This window comes from Roseibium aggregatum (assembly GCF_017309185.1).
Taxonomy (GTDB): domain Bacteria; phylum Pseudomonadota; class Alphaproteobacteria; order Rhizobiales; family Stappiaceae; genus Roseibium; species Roseibium aggregatum_B.
Window position 1 is genome coordinate 756,608 of the sequence record NZ_JAEKJZ010000001.1, and the last position, 23,521, is coordinate 780,128.

Annotated in this window: 24 protein-coding genes; 16 read left to right on the top strand and 8 right to left on the bottom strand. The window is 59.8% G+C overall.

The annotated features are described in order from the left end of the window. Positions 1-31: 31 nt before the first annotated feature. The 4 genes from JF539_RS03355 (at position 32) to JF539_RS03370 (ending at position 3,504) form a co-directional block, all read left to right on the top strand. Entirely contained in the window at positions 32-1,228 is a 1,197-nt protein-coding gene (locus JF539_RS03355; protein WP_207138930.1) for a two-component system sensor histidine kinase NtrB, read from the top strand. Positions 1,229-1,234: 6 nt separating this feature from the next. Then, positions 1,235-1,846, top strand: coding sequence for a response regulator transcription factor (locus tag JF539_RS03360; RefSeq protein WP_207138931.1), 612 nt, complete (start codon positions 1,235-1,237; stop codon positions 1,844-1,846). Between the two features lie 254 nt (positions 1,847-2,100). Further along, positions 2,101-2,460: a response regulator gene (locus JF539_RS03365; RefSeq protein WP_207138932.1), complete on the top strand. Its 360-nt coding sequence runs from the start codon at positions 2,101-2,103 to the stop codon at positions 2,458-2,460. Between the two features lie 327 nt (positions 2,461-2,787). Further along, positions 2,788-3,504, top strand: a complete 717-nt coding sequence (locus JF539_RS03370) for a helix-turn-helix domain-containing protein (RefSeq protein WP_207138933.1) — start codon at positions 2,788-2,790, stop codon at positions 3,502-3,504. 67 nt (positions 3,505-3,571) lie between these two features. On the opposite strand, the gene hemN is transcribed toward JF539_RS03370, so the two are convergent. Continuing rightward, complete coding sequence (gene hemN / locus JF539_RS03375) at positions 3,572-4,930, bottom strand: oxygen-independent coproporphyrinogen III oxidase (protein WP_207138934.1); 1,359 nt, start codon at positions 4,928-4,930, stop codon at positions 3,572-3,574. Between the two features lie 78 nt (positions 4,931-5,008). On the opposite strand from hemN, the gene JF539_RS03380 reads away from it, so the two are divergent. The 10 genes from JF539_RS03380 to ccoS all read left to right on the top strand — a co-directional run bounded on the left by JF539_RS03380 (position 5,009) and on the right by ccoS (position 15,353). Further along, positions 5,009-5,746 (top strand): glutathione S-transferase family protein, encoded by a 738-nt coding sequence (locus JF539_RS03380; protein ID WP_209016984.1) that lies wholly within the window; start codon positions 5,009-5,011, stop codon positions 5,744-5,746. A 181-nt stretch (positions 5,747-5,927) separates the two neighbouring features. Next, positions 5,928-6,959 (top strand): AbrB family transcriptional regulator, encoded by a 1,032-nt coding sequence (locus JF539_RS03385; RefSeq protein WP_209016985.1) that lies wholly within the window; start codon positions 5,928-5,930, stop codon positions 6,957-6,959. 373 nt (positions 6,960-7,332) lie between these two features. After that, entirely contained in the window at positions 7,333-8,988 is a 1,656-nt protein-coding gene (gene ccoN / locus JF539_RS03390; RefSeq protein ID WP_207138937.1) for a cytochrome-c oxidase, cbb3-type subunit I, read from the top strand. A gap of 14 nt (positions 8,989-9,002) precedes the next feature. Continuing rightward, positions 9,003-9,737 carry a cytochrome-c oxidase, cbb3-type subunit II gene (ccoO, locus tag JF539_RS03395; RefSeq protein ID WP_207138938.1) on the top strand — a complete coding sequence of 245 codons (735 nt, stop codon included), beginning with the start codon at positions 9,003-9,005 and terminating at the stop codon, positions 9,735-9,737. 5 nt (positions 9,738-9,742) lie between these two features. After that, the gene (locus JF539_RS03400) at positions 9,743-9,898 is read left to right on the top strand and encodes a cbb3-type cytochrome c oxidase subunit 3 (protein WP_207138939.1); all 156 of its coding nucleotides are present in this window, start codon (positions 9,743-9,745) and stop codon (positions 9,896-9,898) included. A 3-nt stretch (positions 9,899-9,901) separates the two neighbouring features. After that, the gene (ccoP, locus tag JF539_RS03405; protein ID WP_207138940.1) at positions 9,902-10,780 is read left to right on the top strand and encodes a cytochrome-c oxidase, cbb3-type subunit III; all 879 of its coding nucleotides are present in this window, start codon (positions 9,902-9,904) and stop codon (positions 10,778-10,780) included. 163 nt (positions 10,781-10,943) lie between these two features. Beyond that, entirely contained in the window at positions 10,944-12,407 is a 1,464-nt protein-coding gene (gene ccoG / locus JF539_RS03410; protein ID WP_207138941.1) for a cytochrome c oxidase accessory protein CcoG, read from the top strand. 10 nt (positions 12,408-12,417) lie between these two features. Then, complete coding sequence (locus tag JF539_RS03415; RefSeq protein WP_207138942.1) at positions 12,418-12,930, top strand: FixH family protein; 513 nt, start codon at positions 12,418-12,420, stop codon at positions 12,928-12,930. 10 nt (positions 12,931-12,940) lie between these two features. Further along, positions 12,941-15,190, top strand: coding sequence for a cation-translocating P-type ATPase (locus tag JF539_RS03420; protein ID WP_207138943.1), 2,250 nt, complete (start codon positions 12,941-12,943; stop codon positions 15,188-15,190). A 4-nt stretch (positions 15,191-15,194) separates the two neighbouring features. After that, the gene (ccoS, locus tag JF539_RS03425) at positions 15,195-15,353 is read left to right on the top strand and encodes a cbb3-type cytochrome oxidase assembly protein CcoS (protein WP_207138944.1); all 159 of its coding nucleotides are present in this window, start codon (positions 15,195-15,197) and stop codon (positions 15,351-15,353) included. Here the strand turns inward: ccoS and JF539_RS03430 are convergent. Next, positions 15,350-15,535 carry a hypothetical protein gene (locus JF539_RS03430; protein ID WP_207138945.1) on the bottom strand — a complete coding sequence of 62 codons (186 nt, stop codon included), beginning with the start codon at positions 15,533-15,535 and terminating at the stop codon, positions 15,350-15,352. The genes ccoS and JF539_RS03430 overlap by 4 nt on opposite strands. Positions 15,536-15,811: 276 nt before the next feature. Between JF539_RS03430 and JF539_RS03435 the strand changes: the two genes are divergently transcribed. Beyond that, positions 15,812-16,342, top strand: coding sequence for a response regulator (locus JF539_RS03435; protein WP_207138946.1), 531 nt, complete (start codon positions 15,812-15,814; stop codon positions 16,340-16,342). 173 nt (positions 16,343-16,515) lie between these two features. Here the strand turns inward: JF539_RS03435 and JF539_RS03440 are convergent, their stop codons facing one another. Further along, positions 16,516-16,731 (bottom strand): hypothetical protein, encoded by a 216-nt coding sequence (locus tag JF539_RS03440; protein ID WP_207138947.1) that lies wholly within the window; start codon positions 16,729-16,731, stop codon positions 16,516-16,518. Positions 16,732-17,073: 342 nt separating this feature from the next. Between JF539_RS03440 and aroQ the strand changes: the two genes are divergently transcribed. Then, positions 17,074-17,517, top strand: a complete 444-nt coding sequence (aroQ, locus tag JF539_RS03445) for a type II 3-dehydroquinate dehydratase (protein WP_207138948.1) — start codon at positions 17,074-17,076, stop codon at positions 17,515-17,517. Positions 17,518-17,717: 200 nt separating this feature from the next. On the opposite strand, the gene JF539_RS03450 is transcribed toward aroQ, so the two are convergent. The 5 genes from JF539_RS03450 to urtD form a co-directional block, all read right to left on the bottom strand. Continuing rightward, positions 17,718-18,407, bottom strand: coding sequence for a sugar transferase (locus tag JF539_RS03450; protein WP_328809194.1), 690 nt, complete (start codon positions 18,405-18,407; stop codon positions 17,718-17,720). A gap of 584 nt (positions 18,408-18,991) precedes the next feature. After that, positions 18,992-20,299, bottom strand: coding sequence for a UDP-glucose dehydrogenase family protein (locus JF539_RS03455; protein WP_207138949.1), 1,308 nt, complete (start codon positions 20,297-20,299; stop codon positions 18,992-18,994). Positions 20,300-20,437: 138 nt separating this feature from the next. Then, entirely contained in the window at positions 20,438-21,727 is a 1,290-nt protein-coding gene (locus JF539_RS03460) for an ArgE/DapE family deacylase (RefSeq protein WP_207138950.1), read from the bottom strand. 193 nt (positions 21,728-21,920) lie between these two features. Continuing rightward, positions 21,921-22,616, bottom strand: a complete 696-nt coding sequence (urtE, locus tag JF539_RS03465) for an urea ABC transporter ATP-binding subunit UrtE (RefSeq protein WP_207138951.1) — start codon at positions 22,614-22,616, stop codon at positions 21,921-21,923. Positions 22,617-22,770: 154 nt separating this feature from the next. Continuing rightward, positions 22,771-23,517, bottom strand: coding sequence for an urea ABC transporter ATP-binding protein UrtD (gene urtD, locus JF539_RS03470; protein WP_207138952.1), 747 nt, complete (start codon positions 23,515-23,517; stop codon positions 22,771-22,773). Positions 23,518-23,521 lie beyond the last annotated feature (4 nt).

Genomic DNA, 23,521 nt, shown 5'->3' on the forward strand with positions numbered 1-23,521 from the left:
TTAAAAAGGTTTTCATTTTTCGAGGGGCGGGATGATCCGGGACGGCGTTCTTGACCACGACGACGAACTGGCGAAAGAGACGGAAGCCCGCCTTGCCAGTGTCTTCGACACGGCCGCGGACGGTATCGTCGTGATCAACGACCGCGGGCAGGTTCTGGCCTTCAACAAGGCCTGCGAACGCCTGTTCGGCTACGAGGCGGCGGACCTCCTGGGCCGCGACGTCAGCCGGATCATGCCTGAAGGCTACGCCAGGGAGCATCCCGGATACCTGCGAAATTACCTCGATACCGGCGAGAGAAAGATCATCGGCATCGGCCGGGAGGTGCAGGCGCGCCACAAGGACGGCACCGTGTTTCCGATCGAGCTTTCGGTCGGAGAAGCCGCGACGCCGTGCGGACGCCAGTTTATCGGCATCCTGCGGGATCTGAGATCGCGCAAGCAGATCGAGGACCGGCTGGCCAAGACCCAGGCGCAACTCCTGCACATGACGCGCATCAGCGCCCTCGATGAAATGGGCGCCGCGATCGCGCACGAACTCAACCAGCCGCTGACCGCCGTCCTTCTCTATATGCAATCGGTCTCCAGAAAGGCCAATGCGGACAAGTCGCTGGACCCTGTGATCCTCGATGTGATCGGCAAGGCCGTTAAGGAAGCCGAGAGGGCCGGCGAAATCATCCAGCGGATGCGCCACCTGGTCGAAAAAAAGGCACCGCAACGCGAATCGATCGACGTTGGCGACCTGGTGAAGACCTGCCTCGAAATGGCCGAGTTGGGCAGCGGAGAGACGCGGTCCTTCCTCACGGCCGATCTCGCGCACGACTTGCCGGTGCTTCAGGCCGATCCAGTTCAGATTCGGCAGATCCTCATAAATCTATTGCGCAACGCCCGCGAGGCGGTTGCCGCTCAGGCCGACAAGCAGGTGATCCTGTCCGTCTGCCGGAACGGCGGCTGGCTGGAATTCCGTGTCCGCGACAATGGTCCGGGGGTACCGGATGCGGTCAGGGAAAGACTGTTCCGCGCGTTTTCCGGCGCAAAACACAAAGGTGTCGGGCTCGGTTTGGCCATCTCCCGGTCGATTGCACAAAATCATGGGGGTGACTTGAGACTTGAGCCAACTTCGCAAGGCGGTGGAGCCTCATTCTTGCTAACACTGCCAATCGACGCTCCCGAAGATGACCCTAACACATTGGCGGAAACTGTACTGGCTGAAGATGAAGGTAAGGACTGAACGAAGATGAAAGCTGACGCGGAGGCCATTTACATTGTCGATGACGACCCTGCGGTGCTCGACGCGCTGTCGGTGCTGTTCTCCATGGAGGGCTATGTCGTTGAAACCTTCTCGGACGGAGACGCCTTCATCAATTCCGCGACAAAGACCTTTCCGGCCTGCGTCATACTGGACGTTCACATGCCGGGCCGGTCGGGGATAGAAATCCTCAAGGCCCTGAACGCTGAGAACTATCCCGCGCCGATCTTCATCATCTCCGGTCAGGGGGATATTCCCATGGCGGTGGAAGCGATCCGCAACGGCGCTTTCGATTTCATCGAAAAACCGTTTTCCGCGGAAACCGTCTTGCAGCGTGTGCGGGAAAGCATCGCGGCCATGAAATCGCGCAAATCCGGAAACGGCTCATCGGTGTTCGAAGGGTCTGACTTGCTTACGCGCCGGGAACATGAGGTCTTGAAGGAAATCACCGACGGTGCGTCAAACAAGGAAGCAGGCCGGACGCTCGGTATAAGTCCGAGAACGGTCGAGGTGCACCGGGCGCGCATTATGGAAAAGCTCGGCGCCCGCAACGCTGCGGATCTTGTCCGGATCGTGCTCGGCCGTCCCGCAGCCGGATGACGGCGTGAGACGTGTTGCACCCGGATCGGGCAAGTATCATCCGGTCTCCAGCAAGTCGTCCGGGCGTGCCTTGTGCTGTCCGGACATTTCGGTGCCGGCCGCATACCTGTCTCTTGAAAAGAAAATTTACGCCGGTTTTGACTGTCCGTAACTTCGACAGCCATTCGTAAGTAGTAGTGCGAAAGAGCAAAGCGCCGTACTTTCGCTTACATTCGGGGAGTTTTTTGTCTGCATCTGGCCGGAAGGGAGATCAGGTGGTCGTACACATTGTCGAAGACGATCTCGCAGTCGCCGATGCGTTGGCGACAATCCTCGGCGATCTGGAACATCAACCCAGGATATATCCGGACGGCGAGAGCTTTCTGGCCCAGGCGGATGTATCCGAAGCGGACTGGCTGATCGTTGACCTGGGGTTGCCTGGTGTCAGCGGAGCGGACATCGTGCTTGAAATGAAAAGGTTTTTCAGCCGCCTCAAGATCGTGGCGATTTCAGGAAAATCCCATACCAGCATCAAGCGTCAAACAACTGGATTGCCTCATTTGAGGGTGCTGCGAAAACCGCTTTCGATCGAAACGCTGACCAAAGCCATGGAACACTGCGCGCGGGACGCGTGAGGTCGCAAAATCTCGATCTCGCGACCAGGTCACATTGACAACGTCCCTCAGGCCGTTTTTTCACAAAGTTCGGCCCGAAGTATGCGACGTTCCCTGCGTCGTTTCACCCCATTCGTAGAAACTCTTACGCAGAAGACCGAATTTCAGCTGTTAGTCCTGTTCTCTAGAGTGACCCTTGCAAAAGCGTGAAACGTCGGACGGGGCGTTGAACGCCAGCGGCAGAAGCAAAAAAGGCCCTGGAGCATGGCAACTCCAGCCGGTACCGGAAGGGGCTGAGCCGCTGATTTGCTTTTGATCACCGTGCAAATCTGCACGAAGGAGGGAAGAATGGCATATCTGGATGCAGCGGTAACGGCTCAGGAAAGAAGCGCGCGGCGCGGCGGTGCGCCTGTTCGCGCAGCCGTAGAGGCGTCTTTGTCGGAGTTTGGCGGCAAAGTGGCCCACCATGAGGCTCATGCGGTTGTCTACTACGAAGGAGATCCCGCCAGGCGCCTTTACGAACTGGTGAAGGGCTCGGTCATGCTCTACAAGCTTCTGCCGGACGGGCGCCGTCAGGTGGTTGAAGTCCTGCGCCCGGGTGACATCTTCGGCCTTTCGGATGGCGCGGAAAACGATTGCACGGCCGAAACGCTGACGGCATCCGAAGTCCGCGAGATCGACCTGAGGCAGGTCGAGCGGTCCGAGGAGCTTCAGCGTGTCCTGACCAAATGCCTGACCAACCAGATGCGCGTCCTGCACGAACATGCGGTTCTGCTCGGCCGAAAGTCCGCTGTCGAGCGGGTGGCCAGTTTCCTGATGCATCTGGTTCCGGACCGTGGAGGCGCCGGTTGTATCGGCCCGGACGAGGATGCCGACGAGGACAGCTACGATTTGCAGCTCCACATGACGCGCCAGGAGATTGCAGACTATCTGGGCCTGACCATTGAAACGGTAAGCCGCGTGGTGTCGGATTTGAAGCGCCGTGGCGTCATCCGCGTCGACAAGGCTGACAAGATCCATCTCAACAAGGTTTGCACCTTGTGCCAGATGACCGGAATGCACTGACGTTCGTTCATCGTCGCACGATTTAGAAGAGGCCGCGGAGCATTTCCGCGGCCTTCTTGCATGAAGCTCAAACCGCCGCCGAGTGCTTGGCCTTGCTGTCGGCGAGATAGGCGTCGAAGGCGGCGGCGGCCAGGCGCACGTAAGGGCGGCCTGCCTCGGTGACCTGGACCCGGGCATTGTCATTGAGTTCCAGCCGTACCAGGCCGTCAGCCGCAAGATCCTCCAGCGCGCTGAAGGCGTCGGCCAGGGCGCTGGTCGAAAAACCGAAAGCGTCACAGATAGGCGTCAGGTCACAGACATAGTTGGTCATCAGTTCTTCGATGATCCGGCCGCGCAGCAGGTCGTCGTCGGAAAGAGCCAGCCCCTTGGCAACGGGCATTTCGCCGGCCTCGACACTGCGCCGCCAGTTGCCGACGTCGGATATGTTCTGGATATAGCCGCTGGACAGCTTACCGATCGACGAGACGCCGAAACCGATAAGCTGGTCACCCTGATCGGTCGTGTACCCCTGGAAATTCCGTTTCAGGGACCCGTCACGCAAAGCGATCGCCATGCTGTCGTCTTCGCGTGCGAAATGATCGAGCCCGATGGCGATGTAACCGGCTTTCAGCAACGCGGTCCTTGCCACATCCGCAAGCTCCAGCCGCGTTTCGGCCGTGGGCAGCGCCGCCTCGTCGATCAGCCGCTGGTGCTTGCGCATCCACGGTACATGCGCGTAGCCAAAGAGCGCGATGCGTCCGGGAGACAGCGACAGGGTTTTTTCAACCGTGTCGAGAATCGTTTCCGCAGTCTGTCCCGGCAGGCCGTACATCAGATCGAAATTGAGCGCGTCGATGCCCGCCGCGCGCAGATGTGCAGTGGCGTCTGCGACGACGTCGTAAGACTGGACGCGCCCAATGGCTTTCTGGACGTCGAGATCGAAGTCCTGAACGCCGAGGCTCGCCCGGTTGACGCCGATGATCGCAAGGGTCTCGGCCAGTTCCGCCGTCACCAGCCGGGGGTCGAGTTCGATGGCATGTTCCAGATCCGGCGCCAGGTCGAACAGGACCCGCATCAGCCCGGTCAGTTCGATCAGACTCTGGCGCGGCAGCAGGCTCGGGGTGCCGCCGCCCCAGTGGATGTGCCGTACCGGTCCTGCGTTCGGCACGTGAGTGCTGACGAGGCCGATTTCCTGCCCGAGCGTCTTGCCATAGGCGGTCAGGGGGGCGTCCTGTCTTGACGCTTTCGTGTGACAGCCGCAGTAGTGGCAGATCTCACGGCAATAGGGCACGTGCAGATAGAGCGACAGACTGTCGTCGGCTGTCAGCTGCTCCAGCCAGCCCGCATAAACTTCCGCCGTCACACCGTTGTGGAAATGGGGTGCGGTCGGGTAACTGGTGTAGCGCGGGACATTGCGCAGGGCGTAGGAAATCGGATCGTTCATCATGCGGGCATTTTTCCGGTTATCTCCGGGCGGTGCCTTGATCTTGCTCAAGTCTGGCTGCGCATCGAATGGAGACTTTCAGTGACAGATAAACTCGCAGCGAGCGGCTCCTGCACCCCTGATCGGACCTATCGCCTGCACGGTTCGCCCGACAGCGCGAATATTGTTGTCCGGCTGCTGCTCGAAGAACTGGAGCTTGCCTACGAGGATGTGCCGGTGGACCGCCGTGCCCGCGCGCAGAATTCCGAAGCCTATCTGAGGCTCAATCCGCAAGGGTTGATCCCGGTCCTGGAAGTTCCGGGGCAGGACGCGCCGATGTTCGAAACGGGAGCGATCCTTCTTTACCTTGCGGACACATGCGACAGGCTGGCCCCGGCGCGGACTGCCCCGGACAGGGGGCGGTTCCTGAAGTGGCTGTTTTTCATTTCCAACACCCTTCATTCCGACCTGCGCATTGCCTTCAAGCCACACAAGTATCTGCCTGCAGGCGAAGCGCAGAAGCTGTTCAGTGAAATGCTGGTCGGGCGCATCGCAGGCAGTCTGTCATTGCTCGACAGAGAAATCGCGGCAACGGAGGGGCCGTTTCTGCTCGGGGCGGAACTTTCCTGCGCGGATCTTTATCTCGCCGCCTGCGCGCGTTGGGCGCAGATTTATCCCGAGCAAGGCAAGTGGGGGCTCTCCGGCGTCCCGCGGTTGAAACAGTTGCTGGAAACCCTGGAAGAAAGGCCCGCGGTGCGCAGGGCCTGCGCCATGGAAGGCATCGAGGGGCGGGCGTTCACGGAGCCGAAGCCAGTCACCCTGCCGGGTGCGACGGCCTGATGCCACCCTCCATGGGCCGTCAAACAAGTTCTCAGGAAGTGCGGTTGGCATACCGGTCCGGCAGTGTTGATTGCTGCAATCAAGCATGCAAAAGCCAGGTGCCCGCGTTATAGAGAGCCCGACGCCGCCCTTCTTCTGCCCGTTGCCGAAAGGCTCGGGCCACACCCGAATGAAACCCGCCTTGTTTGAAAGACCGCTGCCACAACTGATCGTCACCGTGCTCACCGGCGCTTTCGGAGGGGTGGTTTTCTATCTCCTCGGCCTTCCCGCCGCCTGGCTTTCCGGGGCAATGGTGTTCGTGGCCTTGGCCACCCTGGCAGGCATCAGGACCTCGATGCCCGATCCCGTGCGCGATGCGCTCTTCTTTTTGATCGGAATCTCGATGGGTGCGGGCGTGCGCCCCGACGTGGTTGAACGAATCGCGGAATGGCCCTTTTCCATGGCGATGCTTGTGGTCGTCGTCGTTCTGGTGACGCTGGCCGGTTATCTGGTCCTTCACTACGGTGCGCGCTGGTCCAGGGAAACGGCCTACTTCGGTGCGATTCCCGGAGCCTTGTCCTACGTGATCGCCCTGGCTTCGGAGCGAGGAGCGGATCTGCCGCGCATCGCCTCCAGCCAGTCCCTGCGCTTGTTTGTTCTGGTTGCGATCCTGCCGTTCGCCGTGGTCACAACCAACGGAGAAGTCGGGGAGGGGGGCATCGTGCTGGCGCATTCGACCCTTCGGGAAATAGCCTTCGGGCTGCCGCTTTGCCTGGCGGCCAGCTTCGCCGCCGTGCGCCTGAAAATCCCCGGGGGATGGATGACCGGTGCGTTTTTCATGAGCGCGGGTCTCAATGCTTCGGGAGCCCTGACGCTCGTCTTGCCGCAATTCGTGGTGCTGCCGTGTTTCGTCATGATGGGGGCGATGATCGGCTGCCGTTTCGCGGCGATGACCTTTCGCCAGTTCGTTGCGGTGCTCGGCGCGTCGCTTGCCGCTTTCTCGGCCGCGTTCCTGATGTCGATCGCCGGTGCGCTTCTGGTCTCCACGCTCGCCGGCATCCCCTTCGGCCAGGCCCTTCTGGCCTATGCGCCTGGCGGCCTGGAGGTGATGACGCTCTTGGCTTTCATGCTGGACCTCGATCCCGCGTTCGTCGCGGCCCATCAGATTGTCCGATTCACGGCGATGGTGCTGCTTTTGCCTTTCGTCACCGGATTGGTGCTCGGACGCAGATAACACGCGTCGGAATTGCGAGTCGCGGCTCTGCTGAGGGGCCTGTGCGAAAGGCGTCGAGCCAGCCATCCGCATGTCCCGGACAGGAGGTCGCAACGGTTGAGTGACAAAAATGTCGGTCGCTTCGAAAAAAGCGCGTCGACCTTGAGCGTCATCGGAGGAGCGCCGCGGCGCTGGCGGGATGAGACCGCGCGGTTTTCCAGGCTTTCCGGCCTGCGACACTAAGCGCGCGCCATGCGACATTGTGCATTACCTCATGCGCATCCCGTTGCGCTAGACACCCACTTGATATGAATCAACGCGTCTCGAGGGAGACGTGTGCATGGTCTTGCCATTATTGGCACCTTGCATGGAATCTAAGGACTGGGGCGCTGAAATGGCACAAAAAAAGACCAACTTGGTCTCGCTCGAGGAAGGCGGTTTTGCTCTCTTCCTCGTGTTGCTGGCATTTGCCTGCATCATCGTAGCGGGCAAGACCTTTGATCAGGTCATGGCATTTCACGCTGGCATTGGCGCGTTGTTCGCCGCTGTCGGCGTATTTCTGATCTTCAAAAACTACTTCGACGACGGCGGGCAAGTGATCCCGCAGGAAATCGACGGCAAACCGAACTACAATATCGGGCCGGTCAAATTCGGCGCGGTTGCGGCGATGTTCTGGGGCGTGGCCGGGTTCACCGTGGGCCTGATTATCGCCTTGCAGCTGGCCTTCCCGGCGCTGAACTTCGATTTGCCCTGGACCAACTTCGGGCGCTTGCGTCCTCTGCACACATCCGCGGTGATTTTCGCCTTCGGCGGCAACGTTCTGCTTGCAACCTCCATGTATGTGGTCCAGCGGACAAGCCGCGTGCGGATGCCGGGCAAGATCCTGCCCTGGTTCGTGATCCTCGGCTACAACGCCTTTATCGTGATAGCGGGAACGGGCTACCTGCTTGGCGCGACGCAGAGCAAGGAATACGCCGAGCCGGAATGGTATGCCGACCTGTGGCTGACCATCGTCTGGGTGTTCTATCTGCTCCTCTTCATGGGCACGCTCTGGAAGCGCAAGGAGCCGCATATTTATGTGGCCAACTGGTTCTATCTGGCGTTCATCGTCACGATCGCGATGCTCCACATCACCAACAACCTGACGATCCCGGTCTCGATCTATTCGACCAAGTCCTACATCGTCTGGTCCGGTGTGCAGGATGCGATGGTGCAGTGGTGGTACGGCCACAATGCGGTGGGCTTCTTCCTGACCGCCGGCTTCCTTGCCATCATGTACTACTTCATCCCGAAACGAGCTGAGCGCCCGGTGTATTCCTACCGCCTGTCGATCGTGCACTTCTGGGCTCTGATCTTCATCTACATCTGGGCAGGACCGCACCATCTCCATTACACGGCGCTGCCGCAATGGGCCTCGACGCTGGGTGCGACCTTCTCCATCATCCTGTGGATGCCGTCCTGGGGCGGTATGATCAACGGCCTGATGACGCTTTCGGGTGCCTGGGACAAGCTCAGGACCGATCCGGTGCTGCGCATGATGGTGGTCTCCGTGGCCTTCTACGGCATGTCGACCTTCGAAGGCCCGCTGATGAGCCTGCGTGCCGTCAACTCGCTGTCGCACTATACCGACTGGACCATCGGTCACGTCCACTCCGGTGCGCTCGGCTGGGTCGGCTACATCTCCTTCGGCGCCCTCTACTGCCTGATCCCCTGGCTGTGGAACAAGAAGCGGCTGTATTCCCTGAAACTTGTCGATTGGCACTTCTGGCTGTCGACGATCGGTATCGTTCTCTACATCACCTCGATGTGGGTGTCCGGTATCATGCAGGGCCTGATGTGGCGCGCTTACGATCAGCTCGGGTTCCTCGAATACTCCTTCGTGGAAACCGTGGAGGCGATGCATCCCTTCTACATCATCCGTGCTCTCGGCGGTGCGCTCTTCCTGGCCGGCGCCCTGATCATGGCCTACAATCTCTGGATGACCGTCCGTCACGGCGAGGCTGAAGAAGCCGACACCACCGCGGCCGGCTCCCTGGCTCCGGCCGAATAAGGGAGAGGGACGACATGTCTGCTTGGAAAAAACACGAAGTTTTCGAGAAAAACTCCTTCATTCTTCTGGTCGGTATCCTTGTCATGGTCGCCATCGGCGGCCTGGTCGAGATCGCTCCGCTCTTCTATCTGAAGAGCACGATCGAGAAGACCGAAGGCATGCGGCCGTACACGCCGCTGGAACTGGCCGGGCGCAACATCTACATCCGCGAGGGTTGCTACACCTGTCACTCGCAGATGGTCCGCCCGATGCGCGACGAACTGGAGCGCTACGGCCACTACTCGCTGGCGGCGGAGTCGATGTTCGATCATCCGTTCCAGTGGGGATCGAAACGGACCGGTCCCGACCTTGCCCGCGTCGGCAACAAATATTCCGACGACTGGCACGTGGAGCACCTGATCGATCCTCGGTCAGTTGTTCCGGCCTCGATCATGCCCGGATATCCGTTCCTGGCTGAAAACAAGCTGAACGGCCGGGACATTCAGGCCGAGCTTTCCGTCAACACGATCATCGGCGTGCCTTACACCGACGAACAGATCGAAAGTGCTGCGACGGACCTTCTGGGGCAGGCCATGCCGGATACGGATGCAGCCTATGAATTCGAGGAACGCTGGCCGACTGCCACGATCCGCGATTTCGACGGCAATCCCGGCGAAGTCACCGAAATGGATGCACTGGTCGCCTATCTTCAGGTGCTCGGCACCATGGTCGACTTCTCCATCTACGACAACAAGGCAAACGCGAGGTAAGGGCGATGAATGAGACATATTCCGCAGTCGCAAGCTTCGCGCAGACCTGGGGCTTGCTCTACTTCATGATCCTCTTTGCGATCGTTGTGGCCTACGTTCTGTGGCCGAGGAACCGCAAGAAGTTCGACGATGCAGCACAGATCCCGTTTCGGGAGGATTGATTGATGGCAGACATACATGAAAAGGAAATCGACCACATCTCTGGGGTCGAGACGACCGGACACGAATGGGACGGTCTGAAGGAACTGAACAATCCTCTGCCGAAATGGTGGCTGTATCTGTTCTACGCCTGTATCGCATGGGCCGTCGTCTACTGGGTGCTTTACCCGTCCTGGCCGCTGGTCTCCAGCTATACCAAGGGCGTTTTGGGTGCCAGCCAGCGCACGGAAGCCCTTCAGGCTTTTGACGAGGGCGTCGCGGGACGGTCTGAGTTTGCCGACAAGATCGTGGCGGCGTCCCTTGAGGACATTGCCCAGGATCCGGAACTGCTGCAATTCGCTCTGGCCAACGGCCAGGCGGCCTTCGGCGACAACTGCGCCCCGTGCCACGGCTCGGGCGGTACCGGTGCGGAAGGCTATCCGAACCTCCAGGACGACACCTGGCTCTGGGGCGGTACCCTGGACGACATCCACACCACGCTGCTCTACGGAATCCGCTCGGGCAACGACGACGCACGGATTGGTGAAATGCCGGCATTCGGGCGCGATGAACTCCTGACGCGGGAGGAAATCAGCCAGGTTGCCAATTTCGTCGCTTCCCGCGCGGGTGTGGAGGCCGAAGAAGGTGTTGACCTTGCAGCCGGAGAGACAATCTACGTGGACAACTGCGCGGCCTGTCACGGCGACAATCTGGAAGGCATCCAGGAAGTCGGCGCACCGAGCCTGATGTCCGCGAACTATCTCTACGGTAAGTCGCTCGACGACATCAAGGCGCAGATCCACGGTCCGCGCAACGGTGTGATGCCGGCCTGGGTGGACCGCCTGGATCCGGCAACCATCAAGTCGCTGACCGTCTATGTTCACTCTTTCGGGGGTGGCCAGTAAGGTCGAGGATACGGCCTTTGGGCCGGACGTTGCATGAGGTTTGATCCGGCGCAAGGTGCTTCGCTTTGCGCCGGATTAATTTGGGAGAGTGCTGTCGAAGACGGCAGCAAAATGTTTCCTTCGATCCTATTGGGGCAGGATCACGTGAAAAAGGACGGACGGTATGTCTACGGACACCGAGACGCGTGACGACGCGCACTCCGACGAGTGGTTCGCGTCTGCCAAGAAGATCTATCCGATGGCGACGCATGGCTTGTTCCGCAGGATCAAGTGGGCGCTGCTCTTCATCACTCTGGGCATCTATTATTTTCTACCCTTTCTACGTTATGACCGGGGACCGGACGCACCCGGCCAGGCCGTTCTGGTCGACATGGAACGCAAGCGTGCCTACTTCTTCTTCATCGAGATCTGGCCCCAGGAGGTCTACTATCTGACCGGCCTCCTGATCATCGCCGCGGTGATGCTGTTCCTGATGAACGCCGTCGCCGGCCGGATCTGGTGCGGATATCTCTGCCCGCAGACGGTCTGGACGGATCTGTTCTTGTGGGTCGAACGCAAGGTCGAGGGCGATCGGCGCGAGCGCATCGCGCTCGACAAGGAGCCCTGGACCTTCGGCAAGGTCGGCAAGCGGGCCACCAAGCATTTCTTCTGGCTCATGATCGCGTGGTGGACCGGTGGTGCCTGGGTGCTCTATTTCAACGACGCCCCGACGCTGGTCTGGCAGCTTTTGACCTTTCAGGCGCCAATGGTCGCCTATGTCTGGATCGCCATCCTGACGGCAACAACCTATCTGCTTGCCGGCTTCATGCGCGAACAGGTCTGCATCTACATGTGCCCCTGGCCGCGGATCCAGGCCGCCCTGACCGACGAAAAGGCGCTCAACGTCACCTACCGTTGGGATCGGGGCGAGCCGCGCGGGTCGCTGAAGCAGAACACCAGGCTGGCGGCGCAAGGGTTGCCGGCGGGCGACTGCATCGATTGTCATCAGTGCTTCCAGGTCTGCCCGACCGGTGTCGATATCCGCAAGGGACTGCAGCTCGACTGTATCCAGTGCGGCTTGTGTATCGACGCCTGTGACAACATCATGAAAAAGGTCGGCAAGCCGACCGGGCTCATCGGCTACGATACGGACGAAAACATCCAGCGCCGTATCGACGGCAAGGAGCCGGTCTATGAGATCGTCCGCGTGCGCACCGTCATCTATGCGGCGGTCATTGCGCTCGTCGGCGCCATCATGCTGTATGTGCTGCTCAATCGGGATTTCGCGGATATCAGCGTTCTTCACGACCGCAACCCGGTTTTCGTGCAGCAGTCAGACGGTACTGTCCGCAACGGTTACACGGTACGTCTCGCCAACAAGCGCCGTCACGCCCGCAGCTTCATGCTGCATGTCGAAGGCATGCCGCCGGACACCAAGGTTGTGGCCATCGGCGTCGATACGACATTTGCCGGCCGCCCGATCATCGAGGTCGGCCCGGATCAGACCCGTGAGGTCCGCATCACCGTGACGTCCCCCCCCGGTGTGGAAATGGCGCACAGTACGCCGGTAACCTTCCGCATCACCGAAAGCGTGATGGGGGAAGTCGTGACCGCGAACGACACGTTCAAAGCACCAGACAAGCCTTGAGGAAGCCAGGATGGAAATGGTTCAATCGAAAGTGAAAGACCCCAAGGCAATCACCGGAAGGACCGTTCTGATCTGGTTGCTTGGATTTTTCGGCGTCATCTTTGCGGCGAATGCGGTGTTCATCTACCTGGCGCTCGGGACTTTCCCGGGCGTCGTGGTGGAAAGCTCCTATGAAGCCGGGCAGGTCTATAACGAGGAAATCGCCGCCGCCAAGGCTCAGGCCGAGCTGAACTGGAAGGTGACCAGCGAGTTTGTCCGCAGCGGCGAGGCCGGTGGCCGCCTGGTCGTTACGGCGATGGATGACAAGGGCGTGCCGCTCTACGGCTTGAGCATCAACGCACTGTTGCGTAATCCCGTCCATGAGACGGCGGATGTCGCAGCCGTTCTGAACGCCGATGGCGGTGGCCGCTACATTGCCAACCTTGAAAACGTTCCGGAAGGAAACTGGACGCTCATTGTCGAGATCGAAAAAGGCGGAGAACGCAAATTCAGATCGGAAAACCGGATTTTCCTGAAGAACTGAGGCTGACAAGGTGACGGTTCATCAGCGCGACTGGCAGGCATTTGTCACGCCCGGCAAGGACGGCGGCGTCCATATGGATCTTGCCGTCGACGGCATTACCTGCGCCGCCTGCATGGGAGAGATCGAACGCGGTCTGAAGCGCCTTCCCGGGATCAGGACCGCCCGGGTCAATCTGACCAGCCAGCGTCTTGCGGTCGACTGGGCTGAAGATCTGACCGGGGCGGATGAAATCGTCGCGGAGCTCGCAAGGCTCGGCTATACGGCGCATCCCTTCGATCCCGCGAGCCAGAAGGAACGGCAGGACAAGACGGGCAAGGAACTTCTGCGTTCTCTGGCCGTGGCCGGGTTCGCGGGCATGAACATCATGCTGCTTTCCGTTTCCGTCTGGTCGGGGAATGCGACCGATATCACCCCGGAAACCCGGGATTTCTTCCACTGGATTTCGGCGCTGATCGCTCTGCCGACTGTTGCCTATGCGGGCAGGCCCTTCATCCGGAGCGCGGTCAACGCGTTGGCCGCCGGTCGCCTGAACATGGATGTCCCGATTGTGATCGGTGTGGTTCTGGCCGTCGCCCTGTCGGTCATTCAGACCATGCAACACCAGCATCATGCCTATTTCGAATCGGCCGTGATGCTGCTTTTCTTTCTGCTGGTCGGCCGTTATCTCGATCACAACATGCGCGGCCGCACCCGGTCCTTCGCGGAAAACATCGCCGCCCTGAAGGCGGAAGTCGCCGCCAGGATTGGTCCTGACGGCACGGTGCGCGAAGTGCCGCTGTCCAAGGTCGCGACCGGCGATCTCGTTCTGGTCTCGGGGGGCGAGCGCGTGCCCGTCGACGGTGTCGTTGAAACCGGGATATCGGAAATCGACCAGAGCCTGGTGACCGGTGAAAGCGTTCTGGTGCCGGTGAAACCCGGTCAAAGGGTCTACGCGGGAACGCTGAACGGCGCCGGGGCGTTGCAGGTGCGCGTCGAAGCCGCCTCGGGCGCGACACTGCTCGACGAGGTCAACAGGCTCCTGGAAACCGCGTCCCAGGCAAAATCCAAATATGTCCGCATCGCCGACCGCGCCGCGAGGCTTTATGCCCCGCTCGTGCACGGCGCGGCGGCACTGACTTTCCTGGGCTGGCTCATGGCCGGACTTGGCTGGCAACCGGCACTTGTCATTTCGATTTCCGTCCTGATCATCACCTGCCCCTGCGCGCTCGGCCTCGCGGTGCCGGCCGTTCAGGTCGTCGCTTCCGGCCAGTTGTTCCGCTGCGGGGTGCTGCTCAATTCCGGTGATGCGATCGAGCGGCTTTCCGATGTCGACACGATCCTGTTTGACAAGACCGGAACGCTGACCCTTGCCGAACCCGAGCTTTGCACGGCAATCGATCCGGAGGACGAGACAATCGCGCTCGCCGGCCGCCTGGCGCTTGCCAGCCGCCATCCTCTGTCCGCCGCGCTCGTCAAGGCCACCGGCGCGCTCAAGCCCCTGCCGGATGTTTCGGAAGTCTCCGGTTCCGGACTGGAGACCACGGTGGAAGGCGTCGTTTTGAAGCTCGGCAGTGCCTTGTTCTGCGGAGCCTCCAGCGAACAGATCGAGCGCGTGCTGCAGGATAATCCCGGAGCTTCCCTGCTGGCGATCCGCCTGGGAGAGCAGCCGGTGCGGCTGCTGCCGTTCCGCCAGTCCCTCAGACCGGATGCGCGGCGGGTTGTCGAGAGCCTCAAGGACGAAGGTTACCGGCTGGAGATTCTCTCAGGCGACACGGTACCTTCCGTGGCACTGTGTGCCGGGACACTCGGGATTGAGGAGTGGCAGGCCGGAATGAAGCCCGCTCAGAAAATCGCCCGCCTGGAAGCCTTGCAGAAGGAAGGCCGCAAGGTGCTGATGGTCGGCGACGGCCTGAACGACGCGCCGGCGCTTGCGGGAGCACATGTCTCGCTGTCGCCCGTTTCCGCCGTTCATCTCAGCCAGGCTGCGGCTGACGCCGTATTCCTCGGAGACAAACTTCAGCCTGTTGCGGATGCCTTGCGCCTGTCGAAAAAGGCCAGGGCGGCGATTGAACAGAATCTCTGGATTTCTGCGCTCTACAATGTCATAGCGGTGCCGGTTGCCGTTGCCGGTTTCGTTACGCCGCTGATGGCCGCGGTGGCCATGTCGGCCTCGTCTCTGGCAGTCACGGCGAATGCGCTGAAACTGCGCTGGGGAGAGAGCAGGCCGTCGTCCCCGATTGATGAGCCGCGGCGCGGGCAGCGTCAGCCGGCGCGAGGTTGAACCTATGGACGTGCTCGTCTTCCTGATTCCGATCGCTCTTTTTCTGGGGGCGCTCGGCCTGATCGCCTTTCTCTGGTCCTTGAAAAGCGGTCAGTACGATGATCTCGAGGGCGCCAAGTGGCGCATACTGGACGACGACGACCTGCCTGACAGGGACGCCTAGAGCACGTTTCCCAGAACCATTCCCGTGGCCACAAGAACGAGTCCGAGACCGGACAGAAGCAGCAGATTGTCCTGCAATCTGCCGCCGCGGCCCGGCACCGACGGCTCACGCTCGATGGAGAGCGGCTCGTCTTGTGCGAATGTATCAGGGTCCTGGGACATGGTTCCGGTCGTTGCTGGCAAGTTTGTCTCGTGATTTCTTCGTGTTCTGTTGAGGGGAAAATGAGGGAACAGGGTTGAAAGTCACGTTAATTCGCTGCCGCGCAAAAGATTAATTCGCCGCAACATTACCAAGGCGTGAAACCCGGCGAATTTTTGCAAGACGTCGGGGAAACTTGACTGACGCAGCGGCAGAAAATGGCGCTGAATAACCTGAAAAGCCCGGTTGATGTGGCCGGAATCCGGCTAACTCAATATTCAGACTTTCATGACAAGACTGCGTGAAACAAGGAGTTTTGCGTGAGTCTCGATCTTGCATCTCTGACTTTTTTGCTGGTTGAAGACAGTGCCTATATGCGCACCATCCTCAGAACGATGCTGCAGGGGTTTGGCGCGCGCCGTATTGTCGAAGCGGAAGACGGCGCGTCCGGTCTCGAGGCCATGGACCGTGCGAACCCGGATATCCTGATCCTCGACTGGGTCATGCCCATTCTGGACGGCGCCGACATGGTGCGCATGATCCGCAGCCCGAACAACCCGTTTGCCTATATCCCGATCATCATGGTCACGGCGCATACCGAACGCAGCCGGATCGTGGAAGCCCGCCGTCTGGGCGTTCATGAGCTTCTCTCCAAGCCGATTTCCGCCAAATCGCTTTACCAGCGCGTATCGAGCGTGATCCTGCACCCGCGCGACTTCATCAAGACGGCGACCTATTTCGGTCCCGCGCCACGCGAGATCCGCAATCGTCAGAAAATCTGGCAAGGCGGGCCGGGGCAACCGACCAGTCAGGCTATCGAGGCGGGCGGAAGCACAACGCCGATCGGCTAGCGATTGCCGCGTTCGACCGGAAAACTCCTGCATCGTTGCCTGCACTGAAATCAAGCATTTCAGAGAACGAAATACGCTTCTGTCGAATGCGGTTTGCTCTCGGATCCGTCATGGACCGCCGTTCGTTGGCGACCGTTGCTTCCTTGGGGTGGATGACAGAAACGCTGCAGGGATCAGGCGGCGGCAGTGCTGTTTCCTGATGCGGAACGCGCGCCGTGCGGCGTATGGCCGGCTTCCAGCGTGTCGGCGAACTGGGCCAGAACATCCAGGTCGACCGTATAGTGGTCCAGAAGAAACTGTGACAGAACATCTATCGGCAGGTGCTGGTAGCCGTCGATTGCCGCCATCAGCGCTTCAAAAGTGTCCAGCCGTTCGCGCAGCTTGATCATGGAATCCCGTCGACTTGATGCTTTCCGTCAGAATTAAATTTCATAGTTAATAATGGGTAAATTTAACGAGTGCAAGAGAGCGGCCTGCACGCTTTTTCGCCACCGGTTTCCGTCCACAGGTATTTGGCGTAATACCAAGGGAAAGGGAGTATTGCCTTTCAGGCCTATCGGTCCGCGCTGCGCGTTTGAAGATACCCGGTATCGCCCTGGGGAGCGCTTCTGACCGAAAGGTCTGAAAAACTGCGCGGATGAGCGATAATCCGTTTCCCTTGGTATAAGAGCAGCGTGCCACGGGAATCGTTCTCCCGGCGGGCGATTGAAACAGGCTGTAAGGGGCAACAAATGTCGAAGCAGGTCTATATTCTCAATGGACCCAATCTTAATCTTCTGGGGAAACGGCAGCCGGAAATTTACGGCAACGAAACCCTGGAGGATGTCCGGCTGTCTTGCGAGGCTTTTGCCGGCGAGGCGGGGCTGGCGGTCGAGTTCCGACAAAGCAATGCGGAGCACGAATTGATCGACTGGATTCAGGAAGCCAGGGAGAAGGCGGACGGCATCGTCATCAATCCGGCGGCCTATTCACACACTTCGGTGGCTATTCTGGACGCTTTGAACACGTGCGATTTTCCGGTGATCGAGGTGCATATCTCGAACATCCACCGGCGGGAACACTTCCGGCATCATTCATATGTGTCGGCACGGGCGGATGGCGTCATCGCCGGATGCGGCACCCAGGGATATACTCTTGCCCTGCAGCGCCTCGCGACCCTGCTCAAAGAGGCCTGAAAGCGGACTTTGTCAGGCTGTTCTTCAGTTCTGAGGCACTTGCCAAGTGGCGGGGGATGCAAACTCGTTTGTCGTTGCCGCGATCACGGCAACGGACCTCAGTTGCGGAAACGAGACGGGAAACGGATCTTTCCGGTTGTCTTGCTCTGAAGTTCGTTGCGAGCGTGCCGCGGCTCGGGACGAGCTTCGGAGCTACGTGGCTAATAGCCGTTTCCTTTGAGAAATTCCCGGGTGATGGTATCGAGTATGATCTTGATGTCGAGCCCGAGGGTCTGCCTGTCGACATATTCAAGGTCGTATTCAAGACGCATTCGGGCTGCGAATCTTTCCTTGGTCTCTCCGCGATAGCCCCGGACCTGCGCCAGACCGGTAATACCCGGCCGGACCTTGTGACGATCCATATAGCGCTCATCGAAGTCCTCGTAAGGCACTCCGGCCGCCAGCATGCCGGGCACGTGTGGCCGCGGGCCGACGAGAGACATCTCCCCCTTCAACACATTGAGGAGTTGCGGAAGCTCATCGAAATTGCTCTTGCGCAGAAAGTTGCCGATCAGAGTGATCCTGGGATCGTTCTCGACGGTCTGGTCGACGCCCGTCTCGTCGCAAAGGTGCACGAACATGGTGCGGAACTTCAAGACGGTGAAAGGCGATCCGTCCAGGCCGTATCTCTTTTGCCGGAAAAACACCGGCCCACGGCTCGTCGCCTTCACGGCGATCGCAATCGCTGCCAGAAGAGGAAGAAGAACGAGCAATCCTGTCGCCGCACCGGAAAAATCGAACAGGCGTTTCGACAGTTTCCGGGCAGGGTTTGACGCGCGCTCCCGTTTCGAAAACAGGGCTGTCAGTACGACCCGCCTGCGCGTCGTCGGAACGCCACCGGCAACCTTCACAGAAGCTCGCTGAGTCGGCTCAGCGTTATATGTGACTGTTTCGTTTGCCACTTTTATATCTCACCCGCTTCGCATTGTCTGTCGGGGAACACAATTCGTATTTTAATCAATTTTGAGTTCGCACGCTACGCTGTAGTTAATAGTTGGTTAACAAAAAAACGACCTTTTTGTTAAGGGATTCTTTGCCTGGTCAGGTTGTGTGCGACAATACGCTCACCCTGAAATAAGCATGAAATTTTCGTAACAAATGGACGCGATGCGATTGCAGAAATACTCCAAATCAGGCGAAGAGAAACATAAGCCGGGTGAAGTAAAGTACACTGGCAAAAAAGACTAAATCTCCCTGCGTGCATTCAAGGTTGTAGTGGTGTCCCGTCAGTGCGATGGCACTTGTCGGAGGCGGGCGTTCAGATGTTGGCCGCCCGGAAGTGACTTGAATCCAATAGGAAACTATCGAAACGAGATCCGCCGGGCACCTTGTTTCAGATCTTTCAAGAACCCGACGGTGCGGCGCCCCGTACCCGGTCGGCACTTGCAAACCACTGACCGGAACGTTCGGTTACGTCGCCGGGCTTAAACAGTATTCAATAACTCCGTCCAACGCTCGTATATTCAAATCCCTTGGCGTTCATATAATCCATCTTGTAGATGTTTCTCAGGTCCACGACCTTGGGTGCGTTCAACAATTGCTTCACACGGTCCAGATCCAGTGCCCGGAACTGGTCCCACTCGGTCACGATCACGACGACATCTGCGTTCTCGATCGCATGATAGGGGCCGTCGCAAAACAGAACATCCGACATGATCTTTCCGGCTTCGTCCATGCTCGCCGGGTCGTAGGCACGGATTTTCGCGCCGGCGGCCTGCAGTTTCTCGACAATGTCGATACTTGGCGCTTCGCGCATGTCGTCCGTATTCGGCTTGAAAGCGAGGCCGAGCAGGGCGATGGTCTTGCCTTTGACGTCGCCGCCGAGGAAATCGATAACCTTGTCGGCCATTCTTTTCTTGCGGTCGCTGTTCACCTCAATCACGGAATCGACGATTTTCAGACCCGAATTCGCGTTGGCTGCGATTTTGGAAAGGGCAAGCGTGTCTTTCGGAAAACAGGAACCGCCGTACCCCGGTCCCGCATGCAGGAACTTGGACCCGATCCGGTTGTCGAGGCCGATCCCCCGGGACACTTCCTGAACATTGGCGCCGACCTTCTCGCACAGATCGGCGATCTCGTTGATATAGGTGATCTTGACCGCCAGAAAGGCATTGGCGGCGTATTTGATCAACTCCGAGGTCCGGCGCTTGGTGACGATAATCGGCGTTTCGTTGAGATAAAGCGGGCGGTAAAGCTCCTGCATCACTTCGACCGCTTCATCGCTTTCCGTGCCGACCACAACCCGGTCCGGCCGCTTGAAGTCGCTGATCGCGGCGCCTTCGCGCAGGAATTCCGGATTGGAGACCACGGCGAAGTTTGCCGCAGGGTTGGTCTTGCGAATGATGTTCTCGACTTCGTCGCCTGTTCCCACCGGCACAGTCGACTTGGTGACGACGACAGTGAACCCGTCGATCAGGTTGGCGATTTCCTCCGCTGCCGCATAGACGTAGGAGAGGTCGGCGTGGCCGTCGCCGCGGCGCGTCGGCGTACCGACCGCGATGAAAACGGCGTCCGCCTTCTTGATCGCCTCAGTCGCGTCGGTGGTGAAAAACAGCCGCTCCTCGGCCACGTTTTTCGCGACAAGGTCTTGAAGTCCGGGTTCGTAAATCGGGATCTGGCCGTTGTTGAGGGCGTCGATTTTCGTGCTGTCTTTATCGATACAGGTCACCACGTGACCGAAATCGGCAAAACAGGTTCCGGATACCAGACCGACATAACCGGTCCCAATCATTGCAACGCGCATGGCGAGTCCTAAACGTCCTTAAACTATTTTAGCCGCTTGCCGAGGCCGGTGCGGAGAGATGCCTTCCACCCTGACCGAACAAGGAAATCGACCGCGTAATTATCGGTTTTTACACCGGCAATCAATCTGCATTCCGACCTATTTCGCTGAAATGCCGCACCATTGAGCCGTAAAGAGGGCGATGGTCTGCGTGACCCTTTTCAGCGAAGGCAGATTCACGCATTCGTCGATGCCGTGAATGTTTTTCGAAACCGGCCCGTAGGTCAGGGACGGGATGCCGCAATGGTTCATGAAAAGGGCCGCATCCAGATAACAGGTCATGACGGACCGGCCGAGATCCTGCCCGTTGACCAGCCGGTGAGCCGAGGCGAGCGTGTTCTCGGCGTCCGAGCCGTGGTCCAGCCGGTATCCGGCCTGACATGTCCCGTTCCACTCAAGCCGGGGATTGGCTTTTTCAAGCCGCGGCTCCCGCTTGACCAGTTCCGCCAGCGCCTCTTCGACGGCAGCCATCCTGTCCGAGGCGGCGTCTCCCGGGAAAAAGCCGATCCGCCCTTCCAGAAAACAGGAAAACGGTATCGAGGACGGCCATTCGCCCCCCTGCAGGGTGCCGATGTTCAGGCTTGCCGGATTGGTGAGGGTTTCAAACCCGGAGTGATTGGTTTTCTCGCTGTTCCAGCGCGCCTCGAGTTCTTTCAGGGCGCCGATGACCAGGATCGCCGCGTCGATGGCGCTAAGGCCGGAGGCCGGTTCACGCGGATGGGCCGGAACGCCCTGGACCTCGATGCGGAACTTGATGACCCCGGCATTGGCGAAAATGATGTCTTCATCAGTGGGCTCCGGGATCAGAACCGCGTCGGCCCGCGTGCCCCGTGCAATGGCGGCGGCCGCGCCGTTGCCCGTCGTCTCCTCGTCGATGACGGACTGGAATTCCAGCGGTGCCTGAAGGGCGAACCCGGCCGCCTCGATGGCGTCCAGCGCGAAGAGATTGGCTACGAGCCCCGCCTTCATGTCGCCGGCGCCGCGCCCGTAAAGCCAGTCACCGACGCGGGTCGCGGAAAAGGGCGGATGCGTCCAGGCGGCGGGATCGGCGGTCGGGACCACGTCCACATGGGCATTGAGGATCAGCGACCGGCCCGACTGTCGCTCCGGCGTCTTCACGCCACTGACGTTGAACGTGTCGGCGTAGTTGATTGTGGCCGGTGAATAGGCCGGGTGTGTCTTCAGCGCCTCACGGTCGACCTTGTAGGTCTCGACCTCGTAGCCGCGGGCCGCCAATGCCTCCGCCACCAGCGTCTGGACACCGGCCTCTTCGCCGCGCAGCGAGGGCGCGCGAACAACCTCCCTCAAAAAGGAAATCTGGCTTTCGAACCGGGTTTCGACAGCGGTTTTGATGGCATCGATGGTGTCGCTGGCAAGCGGGGAGGACATGGCGATCAGTTTCCTGAGGGATTGGGAGGCGGGTCGGCTGCAGCCTATCAGGCGATGCGGGATCGTCAAACGTCGCGTTGTCTCAGGGCCTGCAAAATGAACCTCTCAGGAAAGATGGCTTTAGACCACCCTCCATTCCCTTCTCCAGCCGTCACCGCCTCCGAGCCGCAGCGGGAGGGCCACATTCAAAAAATCAGACCGTCAGATAACGCCGGACTTCCGTTTCCGAAAGGTCCGCACCACTGCCGGAGAGAACGATCTCGCCCCGGTCCATGACGGCGTAATCGTCGGCAAGGTCCCTGGCGAATTCGAAGTACTGTTCGACAAGGACGATCGCCATGGTGCCCTGGTCGCGCAGCCAGGAAATCGCCCGGCCGATGTCCTTGATAATGGACGGCTGGATGCCTTCCGTCGGTTCGTCCAGCACAAGAAGGCGGGGCCTTGTGATCAGCGCGCGGCCGATGGCGAGCTGCTGCTGCTGTCCGCCGGACAGGTCGCCGCCGCGCCGGTTGAGCATGTCCTTGAGCACCGGAAACAGTTCGAAGATCGTATCCGGGATGTGCCGGTCCTTGCGCTGGATAGGGGCGTAACCGGTTTCCAGGTTTTCCTTCACGGTGAGCAGGGGAAAGATTTCGCGCCCCTGGGGAACGATGGCGATGCCTTTGCGGGCGCGCGCATGGGCCGGCAGGCCGGAAATATCCTCGCCTTCCCAGACGATCCTGCCCTTGGCGATTCCGTGCTGTCCGGCGACCGCGCGCAAGGTGGAGGTCTTGCCGACACCGTTGCGGCCCATCAGGCAGGTGACCTTGCCGACCTCCGCATTCAGCGAAACGCTCTTCAGGGCCTGGGCCGCGCCATAGTAAAGATCGATGTTTTCGACGTTCAGCATTTTCTTAACCCTGGAAAGCTTGCCTGACGCCGCCCCGGCCGTGAGCCGGGACCCGTTTTCTTTATGTGCCGATCTGGGTCGGTCTTAAGCTCAAAACGGCACAGAACCTGGCTCTGTCCCGGCCTGGGCGGCGGAGAGACGAGGGCCAATCCCATCACCGCCCCAGATAGACTTCTACGACCCGCTCGTCGGCGGAGACGTGATCGAGCGATCCTTCTGCGAGGACCGATCCTTCGTGGAGGACTGTGACTTTAACGCCAAGGGAGCGAACAAAGACCATGTCGTGCTCGACCACGACGACTGAGTGATCATTGGCTATATCCTTCAGTAGTTCCGCCGTTTCCGCGGTTTCTGCGTCGGTCATGCCTGCGGCGGGTTCATCGACCAGAAGCAGTTTCGGGTCCTGAGCAAGAAGCATGCCGATTTCCAGCCATTGTTTCTGGCCGTGGCTGAGGTTGGCAGCCAACTCGTCGCGTTTGTCGTTGAGGCGGATCAGATCCAGAAGGTCTTCGATGCGCGTCTTCTCCGCGCCGGTAATCGTGTGGAAAAGGGTCGCGAAGGGCCCCCTGGGAGCTTTCAGCGCAAGTTCCAGGTTGTCCCAGACCGTGTGGCTTTCGAAGACGGTCGGTTTCTGGAACTTGCGGCCGATGCCCAGTTCCGCGATGGAAGCCTCGTCCTCGCCGGTCAGGTCGACCGCGCCGTTGAAAAACACGTCGCCGCTGTCCGGCCGTGTCTTGCCGGTGATGACATCCATCATGGTCGTCTTGCCGGCGCCGTTCGGGCCGATGATGGCGCGCATCTCGCCGGGGGCGATCGTCAGGGAAAGTTCATTGAGCGCCTTGAAACCGTCGAAGGAGACCGACACGCCGTCGAGGTAGAGGAGGCTGGTGGCTCTGGTCATGGTT